This is a genomic window from Vreelandella aquamarina (assembly GCF_020075495.1).
Lineage (GTDB): Bacteria > Pseudomonadota > Gammaproteobacteria > Pseudomonadales > Halomonadaceae > Vreelandella > Vreelandella aquamarina_A.
On the sequence record NZ_JABYQT010000006.1, the window covers coordinates 16,733 to 38,091 of the forward strand.

A 21,359-nucleotide genomic window follows, 5' to 3' on the forward strand; every position below is an offset into this window, starting at 1 on the left:
TTCTCGAACGGGAGAGCGATTATGTGCCGTATTATGCCACAAGGCGGTCTTGCATGGTGTCAGGAGGTTTTATCCTCGTCCTCACCCTCGCGCTCCTGGGGCGCATGATTCAACGTCTTCTGCCAGAAGCGCAGGTTCTCTTCTGCCAGCTCGCGCATGAACTCCATGGGGGTATGACGCATGGCCTGCTGCCACTGAGTCTGCAGGCGCTTCTGCTGCTCGAGCATCAGTTGAGTCCCCTGCTCCAGATAACGCGCCAAAGGCAGGGGAGACGACATGTCATATACCCGGATCAGCTGGGCCAGCAGGTCGTTGGAAAAGACTTCTGCTTCATTGTCGGATTGCTCCTGCTCGATAATGATGGAAAGCAGAATCGTGCGCGTCAGGTCCTCGCCACTCTTTGCGTCTTCCACGCGGAAGGCTTCTTCTTCAATAATCAAATGCCGCAGATCTTCAAGCGTTACATAACGGCTCTGCTGGGTATCGTACAACCTGCGGTTGGCATATTTGCGAATTACGCGCACTGCGTATCTCCTTGGACGCGATAGGGCCACTCCCCCAATGCTATCATTGTGCCTGCACCACGCGCCCATGCAAGCCATGTAACCAGATTAGTGCGCCAATTCCTTGACCAATAGATACCGATTATGAACTTGATTTTGCTTCATCCCGGCGAACTCGATCAGCAGGGCCAGGCACGTATCAGCGACCCGCGACGGCTTGCCCACCTTCGCGAGGTTCATCGCGCCACACCTGGAGACCGGCTGACCGTGGGCGTTCAGGGTGGCCAGATGGGCAAGGCGCAGCTTACCGAGCTTACCCACGAACTCGCCGTCTTCACGCTTGATCCCCTTACTCAGGCGCCGCCGCCAGCGCTTCCCGTTCACCTGGTACTCGCGCTCCCCCGCCCGCGCATGCTGGCGCGAACGCTTGAGCATGTTACCGCACTCGGGGTGAAGGAGATCACGCTACTGCACACCAAGCGTGTCGAAAAGAGCTACTGGCAGTCGCCGGAGCTACTACCGGAAAAAATCCATCAGCATCTGATACTGGGCCTGGAACAAGCGCGCGATACGCAGCTACCAAACGTTACACTCTGCAAGGGGTTCAGGCCATTTATCGACGAGCAATTGCCGGATTTGCTTGGCGGACGACGCGGACTGGTGGCACATCCAGGCATGCCGATGGCGTGCCCGCGCAACATCAGCGAAAAGACGCTTTTGCTGGTCGGCCCGGAAGGCGGGTTCATTCCCTGGGAAGTTGAAAAGCTGCTGGAAGCGGGGTGCGAGGGCATGCATATGGGCCCACGTATCCTGCGGGTTGAAACCGCCGTGACGGCACTGCTGTCACGGCTGTTCTAGTAACCTTGCGTATACTGGATCAGGACTGGCTGTCTTCAGGGTCCTGACGAACGATAGTGGCGTCGTCGCCGCAGTTGGGTTCCTGCAAGAAAGTATTGCGTACATCCAGGAGCCCCAGATGGCTGATGGTGCGACGCCCCAGAAGCATCGGGTAGAGCATTTTTTCGCGGTCGCGCAGGCTGAACTGCTCTTCATAGATGGTATCGCCCATGCAGACCTCCATCAGCACGACAGGGCGCTCGTCGCGCCCACCTGCGCCGCGCACGGCCTGTTCACGGTACAGTGGGCGCTCCAGGCTATCGCTGAACTCCTCGCCGCTGATCTGGTCTTCGAGCTTCAGGCGAAAACGTACCCACTCTTCGCCCTCTTTCTCGAAGATCTCGATATCCCGCGCATCCAGTGATGAGGTCAGCGCCCCGCTGTCGAGCTTGGCCTTGACCATGATGCCAGGCTCGATAGTGGCATTTTCAATCCAGCCGAATACATCGTCATCGCTGGCCATTGCACCGGTAACCAGCGTACTTGCCAATATGGCGCCTGACAGCGTTTTACCTGTAAATCCCATAGCATCATCCTTGGTGAAATAAGAGATCAATTGTTGGCTCAGCGAGCCTGACGTAACCGCTCGAGTAGTGACTGGGTGGCGAAGGCATCCGGCGTCAATCCCTGGTCGCGTTGGTAAGCACGAAGCCCCTCTCGCGTGTTAGGTCCCATGACACCATCTGCACCACCTACCGAGTACCCCGCCTCGTTCAAGCGCTGCTGAAGCTCCTTGACGTCATCCCGGGTCAGCATGGCTTCATCCCGTGGCCACGCCTGCTGAATGCCCTCGCGCCCGGCGATTTTATCGGCCAGGGTAGCCACGGCCAGTGCATAGCTGGTGGCGTTGTTGTAGCGCAGAATCGCGCGGAAATTGGGACCTGTCAGAAAAGCCGGCCCATTGGCGCCAGCGGGAACCACGATGGCGGCGCTTTCAAAACCAGGAAGCTCTCCGCCCTTCTGGGCACGTACACCCTGGCTTGCCCACTCGGCACTGCTGCGCCGCTCAGTCTGGGTGTAATCAAAGGAGGCCGGCAGCACCACCTCGACTCCCCAAGGCTGCCCGGCCTGCCACCCGGCCTTTGCCAGGTAGTTGGCCGTCGAAGCCATGACATCAGGAATACTGCCCCAGATATCACGGTGCCCATCACCATCGCCATCGACCGCATAGGCTTCGAAACTGCTGGGAATGAACTGGGTGTGTCCCATGGCACCCGCCCAGGAACCTTTCATGCGCTCGGCGGAGATATCCCCCTGGTCGATGATACGCAGCGCCGCCAGCAGCTCACCGCGGGCAAATTCGTGGCGCCGGCCATCGTAGGCTAGCGTCGCGAGCGCTTCGATGGTTGAAAAATCGCCGAAATTGCTGCCGTAGTTACTCTCGATTCCCCAGATGGCCACGATGATTTCAGCCGGCACGCCAAAGCGCTGCTGCATCTCAAGCGCCGTTTGCCGATGCTCGGCTAGCCGCTCACGCCCGGTATTGATGCGCGTATCGGAAGCGGCCGAGTCCAGGTATTCCCAGATAGGCCGCACGAATTCAGGCTGATAGCGGTCAAGTTCGATGACACGGTCGCGGTAACGTACGCCATCCAGCGCCGAGGCAAGCGTTGCCTCGCTGATTCCTTGCGCGGCGGCGAAACGTCGAAAGTCGCTGACCCACTGGGCAAAATTGGCATAGCGCAGCTGTTGGGCACCGCGGGCATCCACTTCACTCATCAATTGAGGGCTTGCATAAGCGCTACCACCCAGCAGCAGCGACGCCAGGCCGGCAGCAAGCGCTGCATGGCGCAGCCGTCGGGACAGCAATAAATCGGTCATTGGAGGCATAGCATCTTTCCTTGGGCAATCCTTGGCAAGGCTGATAATGGCTCAGAAAATAACCAGATACCAGAGCTTGCCGAAAATCGCCCCCGTTTCGTGCCGCCTATTCGTCAGTTTCTTCAAGCTCGCCCTGCGGGATTATCCAACGCTGCCACTCTTCCGGCATGACGTGGGGCTTGGCAAACTGTGCCGGCGCACTTCTCCAGGGCTGATGTCGCTCCACGCCATGGGGAAGCGACTCCAAGGCGGGCAGCCAATAGGCTACGTAGAGCCCCTTGGGATCGTAGTAGCTCGCCTGCTTGAGCACGTTGAAATAGCGCCCTTGGCGCGGGTCGCGTCCAATACCCGCAATATAGCGCCAGTTACCCCAATTGCAGGCCACATCGTAATCGATCAAGCAGTGTTCGAACCACCAGGCGCCCAGACGCCAGTCCACCTTCAGATCCTTGACCAGAAAGCTTGCCACGTTCTGCCGCGCCCGATTGGAAATCCAGCCGGTCTGGCGCAGCTCGATCATCGCGGCATCCACAAACGGCACGCCGGTTCTACCCTCGCGCCACAGATTGAACGCCTGGCACGGTTCGGGAAGCGCTTGGCTGCCGAACAGCTTCGCCCCTTCAACCCGGGCTACCAGGTGAAAGTATTCACGCCAGAGAAGCTCGAAAATGATCAGCTGGCTGGATTCGTCGCTACCGTGCGCCTGCTCCCAGGCAATCACCTTATCGCGTACCTGGCGCGCTGACAGACAGCCGCGGGCAAGCCAGGCGGAGAGCCGGGTCGAGAAGTCCGCACCGAGTAGCCCGTTGCGGGTCTTCTTGTACTTGGCAGGACCATTCTGGCGGCAGATATAGTGCTGTATACGCTCGTGGGCAGCGTTCTCGCCCCCCACATATATCATGCCCTGACGCTCATCGGGCTGCCACTGGGCCGTCTGGGCGCAGACGGCTTTCAGAGGAGGAAACCCACGCGGGGCTTCCGGCCAGGCAGGCAAGGTGAAGGGCGCCGCGGTGGCTTGGGGAATGATGCTGTTCTTTTCAACGCACCGGCGGAAGGCCGAGAAGCTTTCCGGCAGCGCTTCAAGCGCAAAAGGCAGCTCATCGCTATCCAGCAGGCAGCCACTCTCCAGAGTCTTCAACGTCGTCGTAGGAGGCAAGTCGCGCGATACGGCTTCCATGTGCCGCTTTTCTTCAATTCCTGCGGGGCTTGCCACGCGCACTTCGCGGGCCTTCAACGAGGCCGCCACCTGAACGACCACGACAGCAGGGTCGCCAATACGCACCAGCAGGTCGCTGCCAAGCTGCAGCAGTTCGCAACGCAGCTCCATCAGGCTCTGCCACAGAAAGCGCAGCCGGGCGGGACCTATCCGGGGGGTGGGTTCGTCTTCGATGGCGGGCTCGAGCCACTGACGGTTCAATACATAAAGACACAGAAGTTGATCGGGTCTTGATGAGAAGCGAAGTAAGGGGTTATCGGCGACACGCAAATCGTCTTGCAGCCAGACAATATCGATCGTGCTGTTCATGGTCTTGCCTCCTCGGCATGCGTTGCTGGCTGGGTCCTTCGTGGCCGCGCCTACTGCAGTAGCGCTCGGACTCCAGCAGCACGCTTATCGTCTGACGAAGATAAGCGCTGGTAGTAACCGCATACTGAATGTATTGGGTAAAACGGGTAGCGCCTGCGTCGAGAGTGCGTGGCGCTCATAAAACGTAGACATCATAACTTATACAGTACAATTATTGTACATAAACATAACGACAAGTTTTAACGCTTGGCCTTTTTTTAGGCGCAAAAAAAAAGCCACCTTGAAGGTGGCTTTGTGTATTTTTTCTTTACGGCTCACTATCTGCCGCTGTTTTAAAGCGTTCGCTCAATTAATCCGGGTCCGTCGCACGCGGCTGGCGCTTGGCATTTTCCTGGGTTTCCAGGCCGCTCTTGAGCTCATGAGTCAGGGGGTCGTAATTGGGCCGCAGCTCATCCTTGACCGTACCACTCCAGAGTCGCGACCCCACGAAGTAACCTGCCCGACCAATGACATGGGCAGCTACCGGCGCGGTCATCAGAATGAACAAGATGATGGCAAACGAGCGGGCCACCACACCAACCTCGGAAAAATGCATCGCGGCCGCCAGCATGATCAGGATAACGCCCAGGGCAGCCGCCTTGGTGGTCGCGTGCATGCGGGTCAACAAATCAGGCAGGCGCAGCAGCCCCACCGCTGCCAGCAGCATGAACAAGGAGCCGGTCAGCAGAAGCGCTCCTTTGATGGCTTCAATCATCCCTCGGCCCTCCCCGTTCCAGAAAGCGTGCAAAGCCAATAGCGGCCAGAAAGCCCATCAGGGCAATCACGATGGCCGCATCCAGAAAACTCGCCACCCCCGACTGAATGGCGTACACCCCGACCAGCCCGACCACGGTAGTGGAGAACAGTTCGAGCGCCACCACCCGGTCAGGCAGGCTGGGCCCGCGCACGACACGCACGAAGGCAAGTATGAGCGCCAGACCCATGATGACCTGGCTGATCAATAAGACCGTATCCATTAGCGAAACAACTCCAGGGCTCGGTGCTCCATCTCTTTGAGGTTGCGGCGCAACTCCTCCTCGTCATCCAGGAACATGGCGTGGATATACAGCACCTTGCGGTCGTCGGAAACGTCCAGGCTCAGTGTGCCGGGTGTCAGCGAAATCAGGTTGGCCACCAGGGTAATTTCCATCTCCGTGCGGGCAGAAAGCGGCATGGCAATCACGCCGGGCTGCATGTGCCATGGTGGCGTCACGATATCGAACGCCACGCGCAGGTTGGCCTGCACAAGCTCTTTCAGGAAAAACCCCAGAAAACGAATGATCCGCGGTATGCGTGCCGGATAGCCTTCAAGCGCACTTACCTGGGGCTCGATGAGCACCAGGGCGATATAGCCAAACACCATGCCCACGAGCAGGTTCAGGCCGCTGAAGTCGCCGCTCAGCAGCACCCACGCCAACCCCAGCAGCAGGTTCCAGATAGCCCCTGTCATGGTGTCTCCTCCCCGGCAGCCGTGCCGGTCTCAGGCTGGAATTCGTTCGCCTCCAGCAGGGATTCCTGCGCGTTGGCGGCCACGCCCAGCACTGCTTCAATGTACCCCTCAGGCTCAAACAGCTGATCACCGATGGTATTCATCACCAGCATGATCGGCTCGGCAAAGATACCGATCAATACGGAGAACAGTGCCAGCACCACCACCGGCAGGTACATCATCCACAGGCTGGGTTTGATCAGCCGTCCATCGTCGCCGCTGGGCGTGGTGGCTACCGGTACGTGGTTCTGCTCGGGCAGGGCTTTCCAGAACACTTCGTTCCAGATCTTGACCATGGAGTAGAGCGTCATCAGGCCTACCGCCAGCGCAATACCGGTCACCACATACGCTTCGGCCTCGATGCCGGCACGCACGATCACGAACTTGGCAAAAAAGCCCGACAGCGGCGGCACACCGGCCAGCGAAAAGGCCGAGATAAAGAAAGCCACCGCAAGCCAGGGGCGCTCCTTGTAGAGCCCGCCCATCTTCTTCAGCTGATAGGTGCCCTGCAGGCGATGGGTAATCCCGCTGATCAGAAACAGGTTCGTCTTGACCACGATGTTGTGCATGATGGCAAACACACCGCCGGCAATCGCCAGCGGCGTGTATAGCGCCAGGCCCAGAATCATGTAGCCGATCTGGCTGACGATGTGAAACGAGAGAATCCGCCGAAACTCGTACTGCGCCGCCGCCCCCAGCACACCGGTCACCATGGTCAGCACCGCGCCCCACAGCATGATGTCCTGCAGGTAGCCCATGGTCTGATCGAAAATCAGCGTAAAGACCCGAAACAGGGCATAGACCCCGACCTTGGTCAGAAGACCCGCAAACAGGGCAGACACCGCAACCGGCGGCGTGTGATAGGAAGCCGGCAGCCAGAAGAACAGCGGAAACGCTGCCGCCTTGATGCCAAAGGCCACCATGAACATCACCGCCAGTACTTCGACCATGCCCGCGTGTTCGACCATGTCGATACGCAGCGCGATATCGGCCATGTTCAGCGTGCCAACCGTGCCGTAAAGCAGACCTACCGCGGAGAGGAAGATCACCGACGCCAGCAGGTTCAGCGTCACGTACTTGATCGCGCCTTCCATCTGCGCCCGCTCACCGCCTAGAATCAGCAGCGCAAAGGAGGCCACCAGCATGACCTCGAACCATACGTAGAGGTTGAAGATATCGCCGGTCAAAAAAGCGCCTGCCACGCCGGCAAGCAGCAGGTGCATCAGCGGATAGTAGCCAAACTTTTCATGCCCGCGCCCGGTGGTGGCCAGCGAATAGATGCCCATGGCCAGACCGATGATGCCGGTCATCAGAATCATCACCGCGCTCAGCATATCGGCAATCAACGTGATGCCGAACGGAGCAGGCCAACTGCCCATCTGCATGGTGATGTAGCCGTCGGAAAGCGTGGCCACAAACAGCCACAGGCTCGCGATCAGAAGCGCAATATTGCCGGCGACGGCGACGAACCGCTGCATCGGGCGCGAGCGCCAGAACAGCAGGGAAACGGCCCCGGAAAGCAGGGGCAAGAGGATGGGAAGAGCAACTTCAGGCCTCACGTATCGGTATCCTTCATCTTGTCCAGATCATCGGCCTTGACCACTTCGTAGGCACGGCGGATCAGCACCACGGCAAACGCCAGCACCCCGAAGGCGATCACGATGGCGGTCAGCACGACTGCCTGGGGCAGCGGATCGGCCACCTCGCCGACGGGTTGCAACATGCCTTCCGGAATCAGTGGAGGTGCGCCGCGCGTCATCCCCGCCGTCGTGAATATCAGCAGATTGGCGGCATTGGAAAGCAGCAGCAGCCCGATGACCAGCTTGACGATGGAGCGCCGCAACATCATGAAGATGGCAGTTGCATACAAAAGCCCGATGGCCAGCGCCATTAGCGGTTCCATAGGTTTTCTCCCGTTAACTCAAGGCTCATCCTTGTCGACCTCCATCAGCGCCATGACCATGCCGATCACCGATCCCAGCACCGCAAGGTAGACACCGATATCGAAGATCAAGGGCGTCGAGGCCTTGAAGTCAATCACCGGAATCGTCCACCACTGGGCGGTCAGAAACGGCTGGTCCATGAACCAGGCAGGCACCACCGACACCATGCCCAGCAGCAGCCCCACGCCAATCAAGTCACGCGGGTCGACCATGCGCAGCACTTGCTTGGTGGCGCGCACGCCAAAGGCCAACAGGTAAAGCGTGAAGCCCCCCGCTGCAACCAGCCCGGCGATAAATCCGCCACCTGGCTCATCGTGTCCTCTGAGCAGCAGAAACACGGAAAACATCAATTGCAGCGGCATCAAAAAGCGTGCCGCGGTATTGAGAATGATCGTCCCTGACTTAACCATCGTACGGCTCCTGCGTGTCTGACTTGCTGCCCTCGGCCGTCTTTGGACTTTCCGTTGCATGACGCAGCTTGAGCATGGCGATGACGCCAATCGCGGCCAGTGCCAGCACGAACATTTCGCCCAAGGTATCCAGCGCCCGGTAGTCCACCAGGATCACATTGACGATATTGCGCCCGTAGGCCAGCGGCGCACTGTTTTCGACCATGTAGGTAGAAATGGACTCGAACTGATCGATACTCCAGGCCGTCATGATCAGCAAAAAGATCAAGATACCCATCATTGCGGCCACCGAACCATCGCGGATGCGCTCGAGGCTGGTCGAGAGATGCGAAAAGCGCGGCAGCCTGAACAGCACCAGTACCAGCAGGATGACCGTCAGGGTTTCTACCAGTAGTTGGGTAATCCCCAAATCCGGTGCGCTGAACAGAACGAATACCAGCGCGATGGAGAAGCCCATGATGCCCACCGACACCACCGCCCCCAGGCGCGAACGGGTCAAGGTGGCAAATAGCGCACTCATGGTCATGGTGCCCACCACGATCACCTCGTGAAAGCGCACATCGAGATCGAAGGCCAGCAGCGGTGAATGGCGCAGCAGAATCGAGTTGCCGATCAGCGCAATCAGCACGACCAGCATGATCAGGATATAGTTGCGCATATAGCCGTTTTGAAGAATTCGGGTCTGCCATTCGGAGAACGCCACGATGCCATTCAACAGCCCCTCATAGCCTGCCTCTGGGCCACGACGCATGACCGGCGCCAGCAGCGAAAGCCGTGCGCGTGCATCGTCCCAGTACTTGAAGAGCAAAAAGCCCAGCGCCAGGCTTGCCACCGACATGATCAGCGCCAGATTGACGCCATACCAGAGCGACAGGGTGATTTCCATGGGCTCGCCGGACACGGCACCTGCCGCCGAGGTCAGCAGCGCATTCACTCCAAGCACTCCTGGTGCAATGCCAAACGCGATGGAACCAAGGCTCAGGAGCGCCGGACCAATCAGCATGCTCAGCGGCGCCTCATGGGGGGCCTTGGGGGTCTGGTGGCGCGTACCGTAGAAGGGTCGCAGGGCAATAATGGCCGCCACTGCAATGGTCATTACCGCACCAAGAAAGGCAAAGATGACCAGCAGGCTCCGGTAGTCCGCCGCCCCCAGCGCCGCTTCGAACTTCAGCTCCTTGCCGATAAAACCAAACAGGGGCGGCACACCCGCCAGCGAGAGCGCCGCTGCCAGAGCAATCATGGCGGTTACCGGCATCAGCGGTCTAAGCCCACCCATGGCGGTGACATCCTTGGTGCCCGTTTCGTGATCCAGATTGCCGGCCACCATGAACAGCGCCCCTTTATACATGGAGTGGGCAAGCAGAAAGGTGACAAACGCAGTCATGGCATATTCGGTACCAATCCCCAGCAGCATGGTGAGCGTACCCAACGCCATGATGGTCGAGTACGCCAGCAGCTTCTTGACATTGGTATGGTGAATGGCGAGGAAAGCGCCTATCAGCAGCGTGGTCGCTCCCACCACCGACAGCACACCTATCCATAGCGGCGTGCCGCCGAGTTCCGGCTGAAGCCGGGCGAGCAGATAGATACCCGCTTTTACCATGGTGGCAGAGTGTAGATAAGCCGACACCGGCGTCGGCGCGGCCATGGCATTGGGAAGCCAGAAGTGAAACGGAAACTGGGCCGACTTGGTAAAGGCGCCAAGCAGCAGGCAGACCAGCATCGGGGTATACAAGGCATGCTCGCGCAGGTCAGTTTCCATGGCCCGAATATCGGCAAGCGACCAGGCGTCGCTGGCCACACCCAGCATCACCAGCCCTGCCATCAGGGCAAGGCCGCCGGCGAAGGTGACAAACAGTCCCTGGCGGGCAGACTTGCGTGCCTGCAGGTCCGCGTGATTGAAACCGATCAGCAGATAGGAGGTGATGCTGGTCAGTTCCCAGAAAATGAACAGCGTGACCAGACCATCCGCCATCACCAGCCCCAGCATGGAGGCCATGAACGCCATCAGCGCCATATAAAAGCGCCCGATATCGTGGTGGTCCTTCAAATAACCGCCGGCATACACCAGCACACAGGTGCCGATGACCGTGATCAGCAGACCAAATAGCAGCGATAGACCATCCAGCAAAAAGGTAAGACTGATACCCAGCGAGGGCACCCACTGCCACTCCAGAAGCACAGGCCCGTTATCGATGACCATGGGCGCCTGGGAAAACAGCCAGGCAGCGATCAGAGCGGGAAAGAGAGCCAGCACCAGACTCGTGCGACCTGCAAACCTGCGATGTAGCATGGGGGCCAGCGCAGCCAGTACAAACCCCATCAAGACGGTGAATTGCATCTAGCGATATCTCCTGAGTAACAGTCCCACGCTGGGCGGGTCCTTGTGGCGTACAGGGGCCTATGCGGGTAAGCGGCTAACCTCATCCCTGTCAGCGGCTGGTTGATCAACCTTTTACATTCAAGCATCTCAAAGCACTTCTGTTCCTGGCGAGCAGAAGCGCTTTTCATCAGCGGACTAAACGTTAAGTAAAGGTGATCTAAAGTCGTAGACTCTATAACAGACATACGCCCGTTGCCAGACAACCTTTAAACAAAATCAAATAGATAGCGTGCTTATTTTATATATCATCAGCACGGGATTCGGCCACTTCAAGAGCGCGGCAACCACCCGGCAAGCTCGTTATTGATCACGTCCATCAAGGCATCTATATGATCGTCACGATCATTCAAGCACGGAATATAGCTGAACGTTTCTCCACCAGCAGCCATGAAGCTGTCATGAATTTCCTCCTTGATCTCCTCGAGCGTTTCAACACAATCGGCGGAAAACGCAGGCGACATGATGGCGATGTGCTTATGCCCCTGCCTGGCAAGCGTCGCTACGTGTTCAACGGTTTGTGGACCGACCCACTTTTCAGGTCCAAACTGAGACTGAAATGCCGTATCGATCTCTTCCATGTCAAAACCTAGCGCCTCGCGCAGCAGGCGCGTAGTTTTCTGGCACTGGCAGTGGTAGGGATCGCCTTCCAGCAGGTAGCGCTCCGGTACACCATGATAGCTTGCTACCAGCTTGGTGGGCCGCGTCTCAAGCTGGCGGTATACGTCGGTGACCGAATTGGCGAGCGCCTTTATATACGAGGGCTGATCAAAATAGGCAGGCACCGTGCGAATCGAGGGTTGCCACTTCATCGTCATCAGGGCACGAAACGCCTCATCATTCGCCGTCGCCGTCGTGGGCGAGCCATACTGAGGATAGAGCGGAAAGAAGACAATGCGCTCGCAGCCTTTCTCCTTCATGCGCTTGAGCACGCTTTTGGTCGAAGGGTTGCCATAGCGCATGCAGAAATCGACGTCGACACTATCGCCGTACAGTGCTTTCAACCGCTCGGTGAGCTTTTCGGTCTGGGCGCGGGTAATGGTCAACAGCGGACTTTCGTCTTTTTCGGTGTTCCAGATTCCCTTGTACGCCCTGCCCGACGAGAAAGGCCGCTTGGTCAAGATGATCAGCTGCAAAAGCGGCTGCCACTTCCAGCTTGCGTAATCGACCACCCGCTTGTCGGACAGAAACTCGCTCAGATAACGGCGCATGGACCAATAGTCGGTAGCATCGGGCGTGCCTAGATTGGCCACCACCACACCTACCTTGGCGCGCGGCACGCCTGGATGGTCACCAGGGGCATGGGCCAGACGGCCTTCGCCCGGTTGAACCAGTTTAACGCTATCGGTCATTACGCTTACTCCAACAAGACGGCTTTATAAGGGAAATCCTACCACTTTTCCGCAAAGTCGCGGCATAAAGTTATACTATCAACACCATTTGTATAACATCGGCCAAACACATGTCCAAGCTATCTCCCCTTCACGCTAGCGCCCCTGTGACCCTTTATCATGACGGCCACTGCCCCTTCTGCCAGTGGGAGGTGGCGTGGTTACAAAAGCACCGCCATCGTGAGCGCATCAGGCTTGTGGATATTCAGGAAGAAGGATTTAACGCGGCAGCTACCAACCGCACGTTCGAGGAGCTGATGGGTCAGCTGCATCTAAAGGACAGCAATGGAAACTGGTACATAGAGATGGATGCCAGCCGGGCCCTGTATGCAGTTCTAGGCTACCGGCGGCTGGTAAGACTTTCCTGCTTACCGGGCCTGCAAGGCGTGATGAATGCAGGCTACCGTTTCTTTGCCCGTCGCCGAATTCGACTTGGGCGGTGGTGGGTTAAACGTCGCAGCAGCGACGGCTGGTGAGTGGACAAGCATACCGCTTGGGGATGCTTACGCTTCTTTCTTGAACCATGCCCTGGTAATCAGAATACCAGCGGCATGCGCGAGGTCAGCGGTTCGCTGTAGTGAGCATCGCGGCCGACCATTTCGTCATGGGGCACGTGCTGCACCAGGTAAGCCCGGTGAATGCCCGCGCGCTTGAGCTCCAGATAGATATCATCGAGCGAGCGAAACATGATGGGCTTGCTACGCTGAGTAAGCATATGCCGCTTGCCTTCCACATCTTCCAGTTCAAGCTGATAAAAACCGCTACCCGAATGCGTAATAACGCGAATTTCGAAATTGTCGTGGCTATCGACGAACTGCTTCAGCGCTTTCAGTTCCATGGTTCCCTCCTGTTATTGAATCAATCAACAGGGCACAGCATGACCATGCCCTATTACATTCCTGTTACCTTACCTTGGCACTACTTACTCAAGACGGCAACTTTTCAGGAGGGTTCCTGACCACTAACGCAACAAAAGGGTCGGATTATTGATATTCGGAAGGGTCTATCGCCTTGCCCAATGAGTTGCGGTCAATCCAGTTGCCGCCCTTGGTTTCCTTGTAGCGAAATACCACCCTGTCGCCTACCGCCACCGGAAGCTCGGCATCTTCTGTCTGGTAGCTATACTTCTCGCCTTCCACAACCAGAAAGTAGCGATACAGGTCGGGCATGCCCAGCCACTCCTTGAAGGGCCCTTCCCGCTCCAGTTCCTGAAGTTCACCGCGCCCTTCAAGCTTGGGAAGACGCTGACGATTACCACGCCGAAAACCACCTGCCATGTAGTACTCCCGTTGTTTCGATATTCTCTATTTCGCCAAGGTGCTGCCAACAGCCCTCGGCCCTTGCATCAATCGCCGAAGGCCTCACCGTAACTATCGGGGGCAAGGTCTTCAAAGCGGGTATATTTGCCGATGAACGCCATATGCACCGTGCCGATAGGCCCGTTACGCTGCTTGCCGATGATCAGTTCGGCCAAGCCCTGGTTGTCGGGGTTATCCCGGTTATAGACCTCGTCCCGGTAGACGAAGGCGATGACGTCCGCATCCTGCTCGATGGCGCCGGATTCACGCAAGTCCGACATGACGGGACGCTTGTTGGGACGCTGCTCAAGCGAGCGGTTGAGCTGCGAAAGCGCGACTACCGGACAATTGAACTCTTTTGCCAAACCTTTCAGCGAGCGCGAAATTTCCGAAATCTCGCCGGTACGGTTTTCCGCAAAGCCCGGGATCTGCATCAACTGCAGGTAGTCGATCATGATCAGCGCCATGTTGCCGTGCTCGCGCACCACGCGGCGCAGCCGCGAACGCATTTCGTTGGGCGAAAGTGCGGCGGTGTCATCGATGAACAGCTGCTTGTCTTTCAACAGATTGACCGCCGAGGTGAGACGCGGCCAATCCTCGTCTTCGAGCTGTCCCGAGCGCACGCGGGTCTGGTCGATACGTCCAAGCGATGACAGCACCCTGAGCATCAGCGATTCGGCCGGCATCTCCATGGAGAACACCATGACAGGCTTGTCGCTTGAAATGACGGCGTGCTCCACCAGGTTCATGGCGAAGGTGGTCTTGCCCATGGAGGGGCGTCCGGCAATGATCACCAGATCCGAGGGTTGCAAACCCGAGGTCATCTCATCGAGGTCCCGAAACCCCGTCGAAAGGCCGGTCATCTCGCCTTTCAGATTGAACAGCTCGTCGATGCGGTCGACGGCCTTGGTCAGTAGATCGCTCATGCCGATAGGCCCACCTGTCTTGGGGCGCTCTTCGGCAATCTGGAACACTAGCCGCTCGGCTTCGTTGAGCAGCTCATCGGCAGGTCGGCCCTGGGGGGCAAAGGCACCTTCAGCAATCTGATTGGCAGCCCGAATGAGCTTTCGAAGCGTTGCCCGCTCGCGCACGATATCGGCATAGGCGCGAATGTTGCTCGCCGACGGCGTATTGCGGGCAAGCTCGGCAAGAAAGGACAAGCCACCCACGGTATCCAGATGATCCCGGGCCTCGAGTGCCTCGGACAGCGTGATGACGTCCAGCGGCTGACCCGACTCTGCCAGGTGAATCATGACGTTGAACACCAGCCGGTGCTCATAACGATAGAAATCGTCTGCCACCAGACGCTCGGAGACGCTGTCCCACGCCTGGTTATCCAGCATCAGCCCGCCAAGCACCGACTGCTCCGCCTCCAGCGAATGCGGCGGCAGCTTGATCGCTGCCGTTTCCTGATCAGCAGAAGGCTGGTCCATCGCGAGCTCCTTTCAATAGTGCAGCATAGCCGATAAGGCCACTATCTTAATCGGCCAGCGCGCGCCTAACTAGCGGCTGACCATCCCGATGTACGACATGTCTAAACACCCTGCCTCCGGCCAGACGAGGCGCTTGGACATGACTCGACAATACAAAGGATACACAACAGAAATAACAAAGGGCGCGGGATAACCCCGCGCCCTTTTAGGCGTCAATAGCCGAAGCAGAGGTTACTCTGCGACAACTACCACGCGTACAACGGCGTCCACTTCTGCATGCAGGTGGAGGTCGATGTCGTATTCGCCAGTTTGACGAATCGGGCCTTGCGGCATGCGCACTTCGCTCTTGGCAACGTCGATGCCGGCAGAGGAAATAGCGTCGGCCAGGTCGCGCGGACCGATAGAGCCAAACAGCTTGCCTTCGTCGCCAGCCTTGGACACCAGAGACAGCTCGATGTCGTTCAGCTGTTCAGCGCGCGCCTGGGCTTCCGCCTTGCGCTCAGCGGCTTGAGCTTCGAGCTCGGCACGCTGTGTTTCAAACGCTTCAACGTTTTCCTTGGTAGCCGGTACGGCCAAGCCGTAAGGTACCAGGTAGTTACGTCCATAACCGGGCTTGACAGTGACCTTGTCACCCAGGCCGCCCAGCTTACCAATGTTGTCGAGCAGAATGACTTCCATCTCGTAAACCTCTTGTCAGTTGCCGCGGGCAAGGCGTGCGCGAATGTTCGCGAATGTATCAATCAGCCCCAACAGCAGCACAATGAGAATCGTGGGCCAGGTCATGATCAGCAGCACATAAAATGCCACCAGCCACAGCCCGTTCATCCCCTTTAATCCAATAAACCCGTGCACCAACGCAACGCCAGCCACCAGTAGCGGAATCCAGCCAAGCACTGCCAGCGAATGGGCCCCAAGCATCATGCCTGCCACGCAAAGTGCTGCCAGTATGGCAAGCTCTTTCGGGGCCAGGCGCAACGCATGGAACTCTTCACGAAAGCCGCCCGGATTATACAATCCGGCCTGCCAGCTTCGTGCCAGCGCCAAGCATGCAATAGCCGCGACCAGCACCACAAGCCCCGTGACGCCGCCTACCACGATGGTAGCCAGCATCTGGGTATCGTAACCCTGGCTTGCCAGCTCCGTGAGCATGCGGTCAACGTCCGATGAACCTTGACGCAGTTGCTCGAGCATCAGCTCCGTACCGCCAGGCGGGCTAAAAATGCCTAGCTGGATCATGGCTGCGGCCACCAGGGTGCCCACAATCATGGATTCGCTCCAGCGCATCCTTTCACGCAGGATGACCGCCATCAGCGTTACCAGCAGTACGCTGGTAAGCGGAATCACGTCTCCCTGCGACCACCAGAAACCTGCCGGTAGTGCGGCTGCAATAATGACCGGAAGCGCAGGCGCGAAGCCCTTGCGCAGCGTCACCAAGGCAGCGATGGCCGCTCCCAGCCAGAACAGCCATGGCACCAGCGTTGCCAGTGCTGCCCCGCCTGCGGCGTAAGGCAGCCCTCGCATCAGCCATCTTGCCAGTGCCAGCATCACGTGAGGCGCTTACTGGTGGCTATCGGAGTAGGGCAGCAGCGCCAGGTAGCGCGAGCGCTTGATAGCAGTCGCCAGCTGACGCTGGTAGCGTGCTTTGGTACCGGTGATACGGCTTGGAACAATCTTGCCGGTTTCGGTAATGTAAGCTTTCAGAGTGTCCAGATCTTTATAGTCGATCTGCTTGACGCCTTCGGCAGTGAAGCGGCAAAACTTACGGCGACGGAAAAAACGTGCCATGGATTAGCTCCTTAAAACGTGCAGTGGATAGAATCAGGCAGTTTCGACTTCTGAATCTGAGTCAGATTCAGCATCGGCACGCGACTTGTCTTCGCGGCGCGGACGCTTCTCTTCTGCCGGTTTCATCATCGGGGAAGCTTCGGTAACCGCTTCCTTGCAGCGAACAACCAGGCTGCGGATGATGGCATCGTTGAAGCGGAAGATGTTCTCGATTTCTTCGAGCGTCTCGCCAGTACATTCAACGTTCATCAGCACGTAGTGAGCTTTGTGGATCTTGTTGATCGGGTAAGCCAGGTGACGACGGCCCCAATCTTCCAAGCGATGCACAGTGCCACCGTTTTCGGTAACAATGCTGGTGTAGCGCTCGACCATAGCCGGCACTTGCTCGCTCTGATCCGGGTGGACCATAAACACGATTTCGTAATGACGCATGGGATCTCCTTGCGGTTTGGCAGCTTCCGATGTGTGCCCTGGCCAACAGGCAGAGGCGACGACAGGGAAGCAAGGAGTTAGCTGAAATGCACCCAAGGCCGCACCAAGGCAACCGGGGCATCAAGCAGAACTGGTATTCAGGCAGGGTATGAGACCTGCACCCGTCTGCATACAAACGGGCGCAGGTATTCTAGTGGGCAAGCGGTCAACTTGCAAGCTGGCGCTGGCGTACCGCTTCGAACAGGCAGATGCCGGTTGCCACCGATACGTTCAAGCTTGATACCTGCCCGGCCATCGGCAGCTTGGCCAGGTTATCGCACGCCTCGCGAGTCAGCCGCCGCATTCCCTTGCCTTCGGCCCCCATGACAAGCGCGGTAGGGCCGGTCATGTCGATCTCGTAGACGCTTGCCTCGGCCTCGCCCGCCGTGCCGGTAATCCATACGCCGGCGTCCTTGAGCTTGGCAAGCGTGCGCGCGAGGTTGGTGACCTGATAGACCGGCACCACTTCTGCGGCACCGCAGGCTACCTTGCGCACCGTGGCGTTGAGCGGCGCCGCCTTGTCCTTGGCAACGATCACCCCATGCGCCCCCGCCGCATCGGCGCTGCGCAGGCAGGCCCCGAAGTTATGCACGTCGGTCACTCCATCCAGTACCAGAAACAGCGGCGGCGTCGACGCCTGCCAGGCGCGCAGCTTAAGCCACAGCGACTCCTCCCCTTCCGGGGTCAGCGGCGGGCAAAACGCCACCACGCCCTGGTGGGCAGCCCCCTGGGTCAGCTGATCCAGAACATCACGTGGCTGCTCCTTGATACGCGCGCCGCGTGCCTGCGCCTGGGCAACCACCTCTGCCAGACGGTTGCCCGCCCCCTGCTGCACCCAAAGCTCGCGCGGAGTTTCGCCGCGCTCAAGCAGACTCTGCAGGGCATGCATGCCATACACCTGGTCCAATCCACCGGGGGTGCGTAACGTCTGCGCCCCCCGTCGAGATGCTGACTTCATGCTCAGCTTCTCCTCGGCGATGACTGCCGGGTGCGCCGCGGACCGCGACGCGTCGGCGGCTTGTCCTGCTTGGGCGCGGAACCGCTCTTGGCGGCATCAGGCTTGGGCGTATCGCTCCCTTCGTTACTGCGGCGTTTGCGCGGCTGACGGCGCGGGCGCGGCTTGTCGTCGGTCAGACTGAAATCGATCTTGCGATCATCCATGTCCACGCGAGCGACCTGAACCGTGAGGCCGTCACCCAGGCGATAGGTAGTGCCGGTCCGCTCACCTTTCAGGCGATGCTTTTCCGCCTCGTAGTGATAGTAATCCGACGGCAGCGACGTTACGTGCACCAGACCTTCCACGAAGAAGGCATCCAGGCGCACGAACAGGCCGAACTGTGTCACCGAGGCGATGGTGCCATCGAAGGTTTCGCCCAGCTTGTCCGACATGAACTCGCACTTGAGCCAACTCTCGACATCACGGGTGGCCTCGTCGGCACGCCGCTCGGTCATGGAGCAGTGCTCGCCCAGCTCGAGCATCTGCTCGAAGGTATACGGACACCACTTGCTCGGCGGCTCGACCGGCGCGCCTTCGACCCGCACGACGGTACTGGTCTGGCGCGGCCCACGAATGACCGAGCGAATAGCCCGGTGAACCAACAGGTCCGGGTAGCGGCGGATCGGCGACGTGAAGTGCGCATAGGCCTGGTAGGCCAGGCCGAAGTGGCCTTCATTTTGCGGCGAGTACACGGCCTGATTCATGGAACGCAGCATGACGGTCTGGATGATGTCGGCATCCGGACGACCGGCAATCGCCTCGCGCAGTGCCTGGTAGTCCTGGGGCGTAGGCAGATCGCCACCGCCCACGGAAAGCCCCAGCTCGTTCAGGAACAGGCGCAGCTTGTCCAGGCGCTCCGGAGTGGGCCGCTCGTGAATACGGTAAAGCGCCGGCAGGTCGTGCTTGTCCAGAAAACGCGCTGTGGCCACGTTGGCGGCCAGCATGCACTCCTCGATCATCTTGTGCGCGTCGTTGCGCGTGCGCGGCACGATCTTCTCGATCTTGCGCTCGTCGTTGAAGATGATCGCCGTTTCGGTCGTATCGAAATCGATTGCACCGCGCTCGTCGCGCGCTTCGCGCAGCAGTTTATACAGTTCGTGCAGGTTCTGCAGCGGCTTGACCAGCTCGCGGTGCTCTTCACGCAGTGAAGCCCCCTCTTCGCTCTCCTCGTCGAGCATCGCCGCCACCTTGTTGTAGGTCAGGCGGGCGTGGGAGTTCATCACGGCTTCATAGAACGAGTAACGGCTGATGGCACCGGTCTTGGAGATGTTCATCTCGCACACCATGACCAGCCGGTCCACGTGCGGGTTCAGCGAGCACAGGCCGTTGGATAGAAGCTCCGGCAGCATGGGAACGACCTGGCCCGGGAAGTACACCGAGTTGCCCCGTGTACGCGCCTCGTCATCCAGCGCCGTGCCCGGACGCACGTAGTGGGACACATCAGCGATCGCGACCAGCAGTTTCCAGCTACCCGATTTCGTTTTCCACGCGCAGACAGCGTCATCGAAGTCCTTGGCAGACTCGTCATCGATGGTTACCAGCGGGGTGTCGCGCAGATCGACACGGTGCTGCTTGTCTTTCTCGAGCACTTCGGCAGAAATACCGGATATCTGATCGAGCACCTCCGGCGGGAACTCGGCAGGAATATCGTAACTGCGGATCGCGATATCGATCTCCATGCCGGGATCCATGCGCTCACCCAGCACCTCGATCACCTCACCCACCGGCTGAACCCGCGTGGCGGGTTGCTGCACGATTCTGGCCGAAATCACCTGGCCATCCTTCGCGCCAGCGCAGGCGCTGTGCGGGATGATGATTTCCTGGGTGATACGTGGATTTTCCGGAATCAGAATACCGAACTCGGGCGTGTTGCTGCGATATACGCCAACCATTGTCTGCGTATTGTGGGCAATCACCTCGGCAATGGTAGCCTCATCGCGCCCGCGGCGGTCGGTCCCACTGACCCGCACCAGCACATGATCGCCATGAAAGACACGCCGCATCTGGCGCGGCGGCAGCACGAGATCGGGCTTCTTGCCGTCATCACGCTGCAGAAAGCCGAAGCCGTCACGATGGCCAAGCACCTTGCCCTTGATCAGATCAAGCTTGTCGATCAGTGCATAGGCACCACGACGGTCGCGCAGCACCTGGCCATCACGCTCCATGGCGGCAAGGCGACGCCTGATCGCCTCATGGTGGTCCTCGTCTTCGAGACCCAGCATGCGGCTCATGTTTTCATGGGTGATGGGTTTGCCGTAGCTTTCAAGCGCCGCCAACAGATATTCGCGGCTGGGCGCCGGGTTGTCGTATTTGTGTGCTTCGCGTTCAGCGTGCGGATCATCACTTAACGTCCAGTACTTCATGCAATCAACTTCCTTGATGGCGCTTTCGGGAGGCAGTGAAAAAGCGCAAACGCCGAGCGTTGCGAGCGAGGGGCTTCAGCTTTCATATGGCTGAAAAATTCAACGTTTTGTTTGGTCATGGATGCAGTATAGCGCCGCATGTTCCATGACCCAACCACCTTGAACGGCAATTGTGCTGTTTTAGGTGAGAAAATTAGTTTTCAGGGCTTGCATTTAATCGGGACACGCGTATCATACGCGCCACTTGCCCAGATGGCGGAATTGGTAGACGCGCTAGCTTCAGGTGCTAGTGTCCGTATGGACGTGGAGGTTCAAGTCCTCTTCTGGGCACCATCTCGTATCGTGTCATCTCATTGGCGACACGAAGTGGTGTCAAAGCAAGTAGATGTTTGTATTCGCCCAGGTGGCGGAATTGGTAGACGCGCTAGCTTCAGGTGCTAGTGTCCGTATGGACGTGGAGGTTCAAGTCCTCTCCTGGGCACCATACGAATACAAACAGATGTAAATGATGCGCCCAGGTGGCGGAATTGGTAGACGCGCTAGCTTCAGGTGCTAGTGTCCGTATGGACGTGGAGGTTCAAGTCCTCTCCTGGGCACCATCAAGGTGACCGTCC

Annotated in this window: 23 protein-coding genes and 3 tRNA genes; 5 read left to right on the forward strand and 21 right to left on the reverse strand. The window is 58.6% G+C overall.

Annotation, left to right across the window (positions count from 1 at the left end; genetic code table 11):
• Positions 1-59: 59 nt before the first annotated feature.
• Positions 60-524: a polyhydroxyalkanoate synthesis repressor PhaR gene (gene phaR, locus HW452_RS10790; protein ID WP_224106118.1), complete on the reverse strand. Its 465-nt coding sequence runs from the start codon at positions 522-524 to the stop codon at positions 60-62.
• 123 nt (positions 525-647) lie between these two features.
• On the opposite strand from phaR, the gene HW452_RS10795 reads away from it, so the two are divergent.
• Entirely contained in the window at positions 648-1,361 is a 714-nt protein-coding gene (locus HW452_RS10795; protein WP_224106119.1) for a 16S rRNA (uracil(1498)-N(3))-methyltransferase, read from the forward strand.
• Between the two features lie 19 nt (positions 1,362-1,380).
• Here the strand turns inward: HW452_RS10795 and HW452_RS10800 are convergent, their stop codons facing one another.
• The 11 genes from HW452_RS10800 to hemH all read right to left on the reverse strand — a co-directional run bounded on the left by HW452_RS10800 (position 1,381) and on the right by hemH (position 12,359).
• On the reverse strand, positions 1,381-1,926 hold the full coding sequence (locus HW452_RS10800; RefSeq protein WP_224106120.1) for an ATP-dependent zinc protease family protein: 546 nt from the start codon (positions 1,924-1,926) through the stop codon (positions 1,381-1,383).
• Between the two features lie 38 nt (positions 1,927-1,964).
• Complete coding sequence (locus HW452_RS10805; protein WP_425348106.1) at positions 1,965-3,230, reverse strand: lytic murein transglycosylase; 1,266 nt, start codon at positions 3,228-3,230, stop codon at positions 1,965-1,967.
• Between the two features lie 97 nt (positions 3,231-3,327).
• Positions 3,328-4,746, reverse strand: a complete 1,419-nt coding sequence (locus HW452_RS10810; protein ID WP_224106121.1) for a DASH family cryptochrome — start codon at positions 4,744-4,746, stop codon at positions 3,328-3,330.
• A 349-nt stretch (positions 4,747-5,095) separates the two neighbouring features.
• On the reverse strand, positions 5,096-5,500 hold the full coding sequence (gene mnhG / locus HW452_RS10815; protein WP_224106122.1) for a monovalent cation/H(+) antiporter subunit G: 405 nt from the start codon (positions 5,498-5,500) through the stop codon (positions 5,096-5,098).
• Positions 5,493-5,762 carry a monovalent cation/H+ antiporter complex subunit F gene (locus tag HW452_RS10820; RefSeq protein WP_106375622.1) on the reverse strand — a complete coding sequence of 90 codons (270 nt, stop codon included), beginning with the start codon at positions 5,760-5,762 and terminating at the stop codon, positions 5,493-5,495. Before HW452_RS10820 ends, mnhG begins: the two co-directional genes overlap by 8 nt.
• Entirely contained in the window at positions 5,762-6,235 is a 474-nt protein-coding gene (locus tag HW452_RS10825) for a Na+/H+ antiporter subunit E (protein WP_224106123.1), read from the reverse strand. The genes HW452_RS10820 and HW452_RS10825 overlap by 1 nt, the downstream gene beginning before the upstream one ends.
• Positions 6,232-7,833, reverse strand: coding sequence for a Na+/H+ antiporter subunit D (locus HW452_RS10830; protein ID WP_224106124.1), 1,602 nt, complete (start codon positions 7,831-7,833; stop codon positions 6,232-6,234). Before HW452_RS10830 ends, HW452_RS10825 begins: the two co-directional genes overlap by 4 nt.
• Entirely contained in the window at positions 7,830-8,177 is a 348-nt protein-coding gene (locus tag HW452_RS10835; protein WP_106375619.1) for a Na+/H+ antiporter subunit C, read from the reverse strand. The genes HW452_RS10830 and HW452_RS10835 overlap by 4 nt, the downstream gene beginning before the upstream one ends.
• An 18-nt stretch (positions 8,178-8,195) precedes the next feature.
• Positions 8,196-8,627, reverse strand: coding sequence for a Na+/H+ antiporter subunit B (locus HW452_RS10840; RefSeq protein ID WP_224106125.1), 432 nt, complete (start codon positions 8,625-8,627; stop codon positions 8,196-8,198).
• The gene (locus HW452_RS10845) at positions 8,620-10,968 is read right to left on the reverse strand and encodes a putative monovalent cation/H+ antiporter subunit A (RefSeq protein WP_224106126.1); all 2,349 of its coding nucleotides are present in this window, start codon (positions 10,966-10,968) and stop codon (positions 8,620-8,622) included. Before HW452_RS10845 ends, HW452_RS10840 begins: the two co-directional genes overlap by 8 nt.
• A gap of 311 nt (positions 10,969-11,279) precedes the next feature.
• Positions 11,280-12,359, reverse strand: a complete 1,080-nt coding sequence (gene hemH, locus HW452_RS10850) for a ferrochelatase (RefSeq protein WP_224106127.1) — start codon at positions 12,357-12,359, stop codon at positions 11,280-11,282.
• Positions 12,360-12,469: 110 nt separating this feature from the next.
• Between hemH and HW452_RS10855 the strand changes: the two genes are divergently transcribed.
• A complete protein-coding gene (locus HW452_RS10855; protein ID WP_224106128.1) occupies positions 12,470-12,874 on the forward strand; it encodes a thiol-disulfide oxidoreductase DCC family protein in 405 nt (134 codons plus the stop codon).
• A gap of 59 nt (positions 12,875-12,933) precedes the next feature.
• Here HW452_RS10855 and HW452_RS10860 read toward each other — a convergent pair whose 3' ends face one another.
• The 9 genes from HW452_RS10860 to rnr all read right to left on the reverse strand — a co-directional run bounded on the left by HW452_RS10860 (position 12,934) and on the right by rnr (position 20,745).
• A complete protein-coding gene (locus tag HW452_RS10860) occupies positions 12,934-13,236 on the reverse strand; it encodes a DUF6482 family protein (protein ID WP_224106129.1) in 303 nt (100 codons plus the stop codon).
• Positions 13,237-13,381: 145 nt separating this feature from the next.
• Entirely contained in the window at positions 13,382-13,675 is a 294-nt protein-coding gene (locus tag HW452_RS10865) for a hypothetical protein (protein ID WP_224106130.1), read from the reverse strand.
• A 68-nt stretch (positions 13,676-13,743) separates the two neighbouring features.
• On the reverse strand, positions 13,744-15,129 hold the full coding sequence (gene dnaB / locus HW452_RS10870; protein ID WP_224106131.1) for a replicative DNA helicase: 1,386 nt from the start codon (positions 15,127-15,129) through the stop codon (positions 13,744-13,746).
• Between the two features lie 231 nt (positions 15,130-15,360).
• Positions 15,361-15,807 (reverse strand): 50S ribosomal protein L9, encoded by a 447-nt coding sequence (rplI, locus tag HW452_RS10875; RefSeq protein ID WP_106375610.1) that lies wholly within the window; start codon positions 15,805-15,807, stop codon positions 15,361-15,363.
• Between the two features lie 15 nt (positions 15,808-15,822).
• Complete coding sequence (locus HW452_RS10880) at positions 15,823-16,674, reverse strand: hypothetical protein (protein WP_224106305.1); 852 nt, start codon at positions 16,672-16,674, stop codon at positions 15,823-15,825.
• A gap of 12 nt (positions 16,675-16,686) precedes the next feature.
• Complete coding sequence (gene rpsR / locus HW452_RS10885; RefSeq protein WP_009097135.1) at positions 16,687-16,914, reverse strand: 30S ribosomal protein S18; 228 nt, start codon at positions 16,912-16,914, stop codon at positions 16,687-16,689.
• Positions 16,915-16,947: 33 nt separating this feature from the next.
• Positions 16,948-17,346, reverse strand: a complete 399-nt coding sequence (gene rpsF, locus HW452_RS10890; RefSeq protein WP_224106132.1) for a 30S ribosomal protein S6 — start codon at positions 17,344-17,346, stop codon at positions 16,948-16,950.
• 205 nt (positions 17,347-17,551) lie between these two features.
• Positions 17,552-18,343, reverse strand: coding sequence for a 23S rRNA (guanosine(2251)-2'-O)-methyltransferase RlmB (rlmB, locus tag HW452_RS10895; RefSeq protein WP_224106133.1), 792 nt, complete (start codon positions 18,341-18,343; stop codon positions 17,552-17,554).
• A gap of 2 nt (positions 18,344-18,345) precedes the next feature.
• Positions 18,346-20,745 carry a ribonuclease R gene (rnr, locus tag HW452_RS10900; protein WP_224106134.1) on the reverse strand — a complete coding sequence of 800 codons (2,400 nt, stop codon included), beginning with the start codon at positions 20,743-20,745 and terminating at the stop codon, positions 18,346-18,348.
• A gap of 246 nt (positions 20,746-20,991) precedes the next feature.
• Between rnr and HW452_RS10905 the strand changes: the two genes are divergently transcribed.
• From HW452_RS10905 to HW452_RS10915, 3 genes are all read left to right on the forward strand, one after another.
• Positions 20,992-21,078 (forward strand) — tRNA-Leu (locus HW452_RS10905).
• Positions 21,079-21,142: 64 nt separating this feature from the next.
• A tRNA-Leu gene (locus HW452_RS10910) sits at positions 21,143-21,229 on the forward strand.
• Positions 21,230-21,257: 28 nt separating this feature from the next.
• Positions 21,258-21,344, forward strand: a tRNA-Leu gene (locus HW452_RS10915).
• Positions 21,345-21,359: the final 15 nt, after the last annotated feature.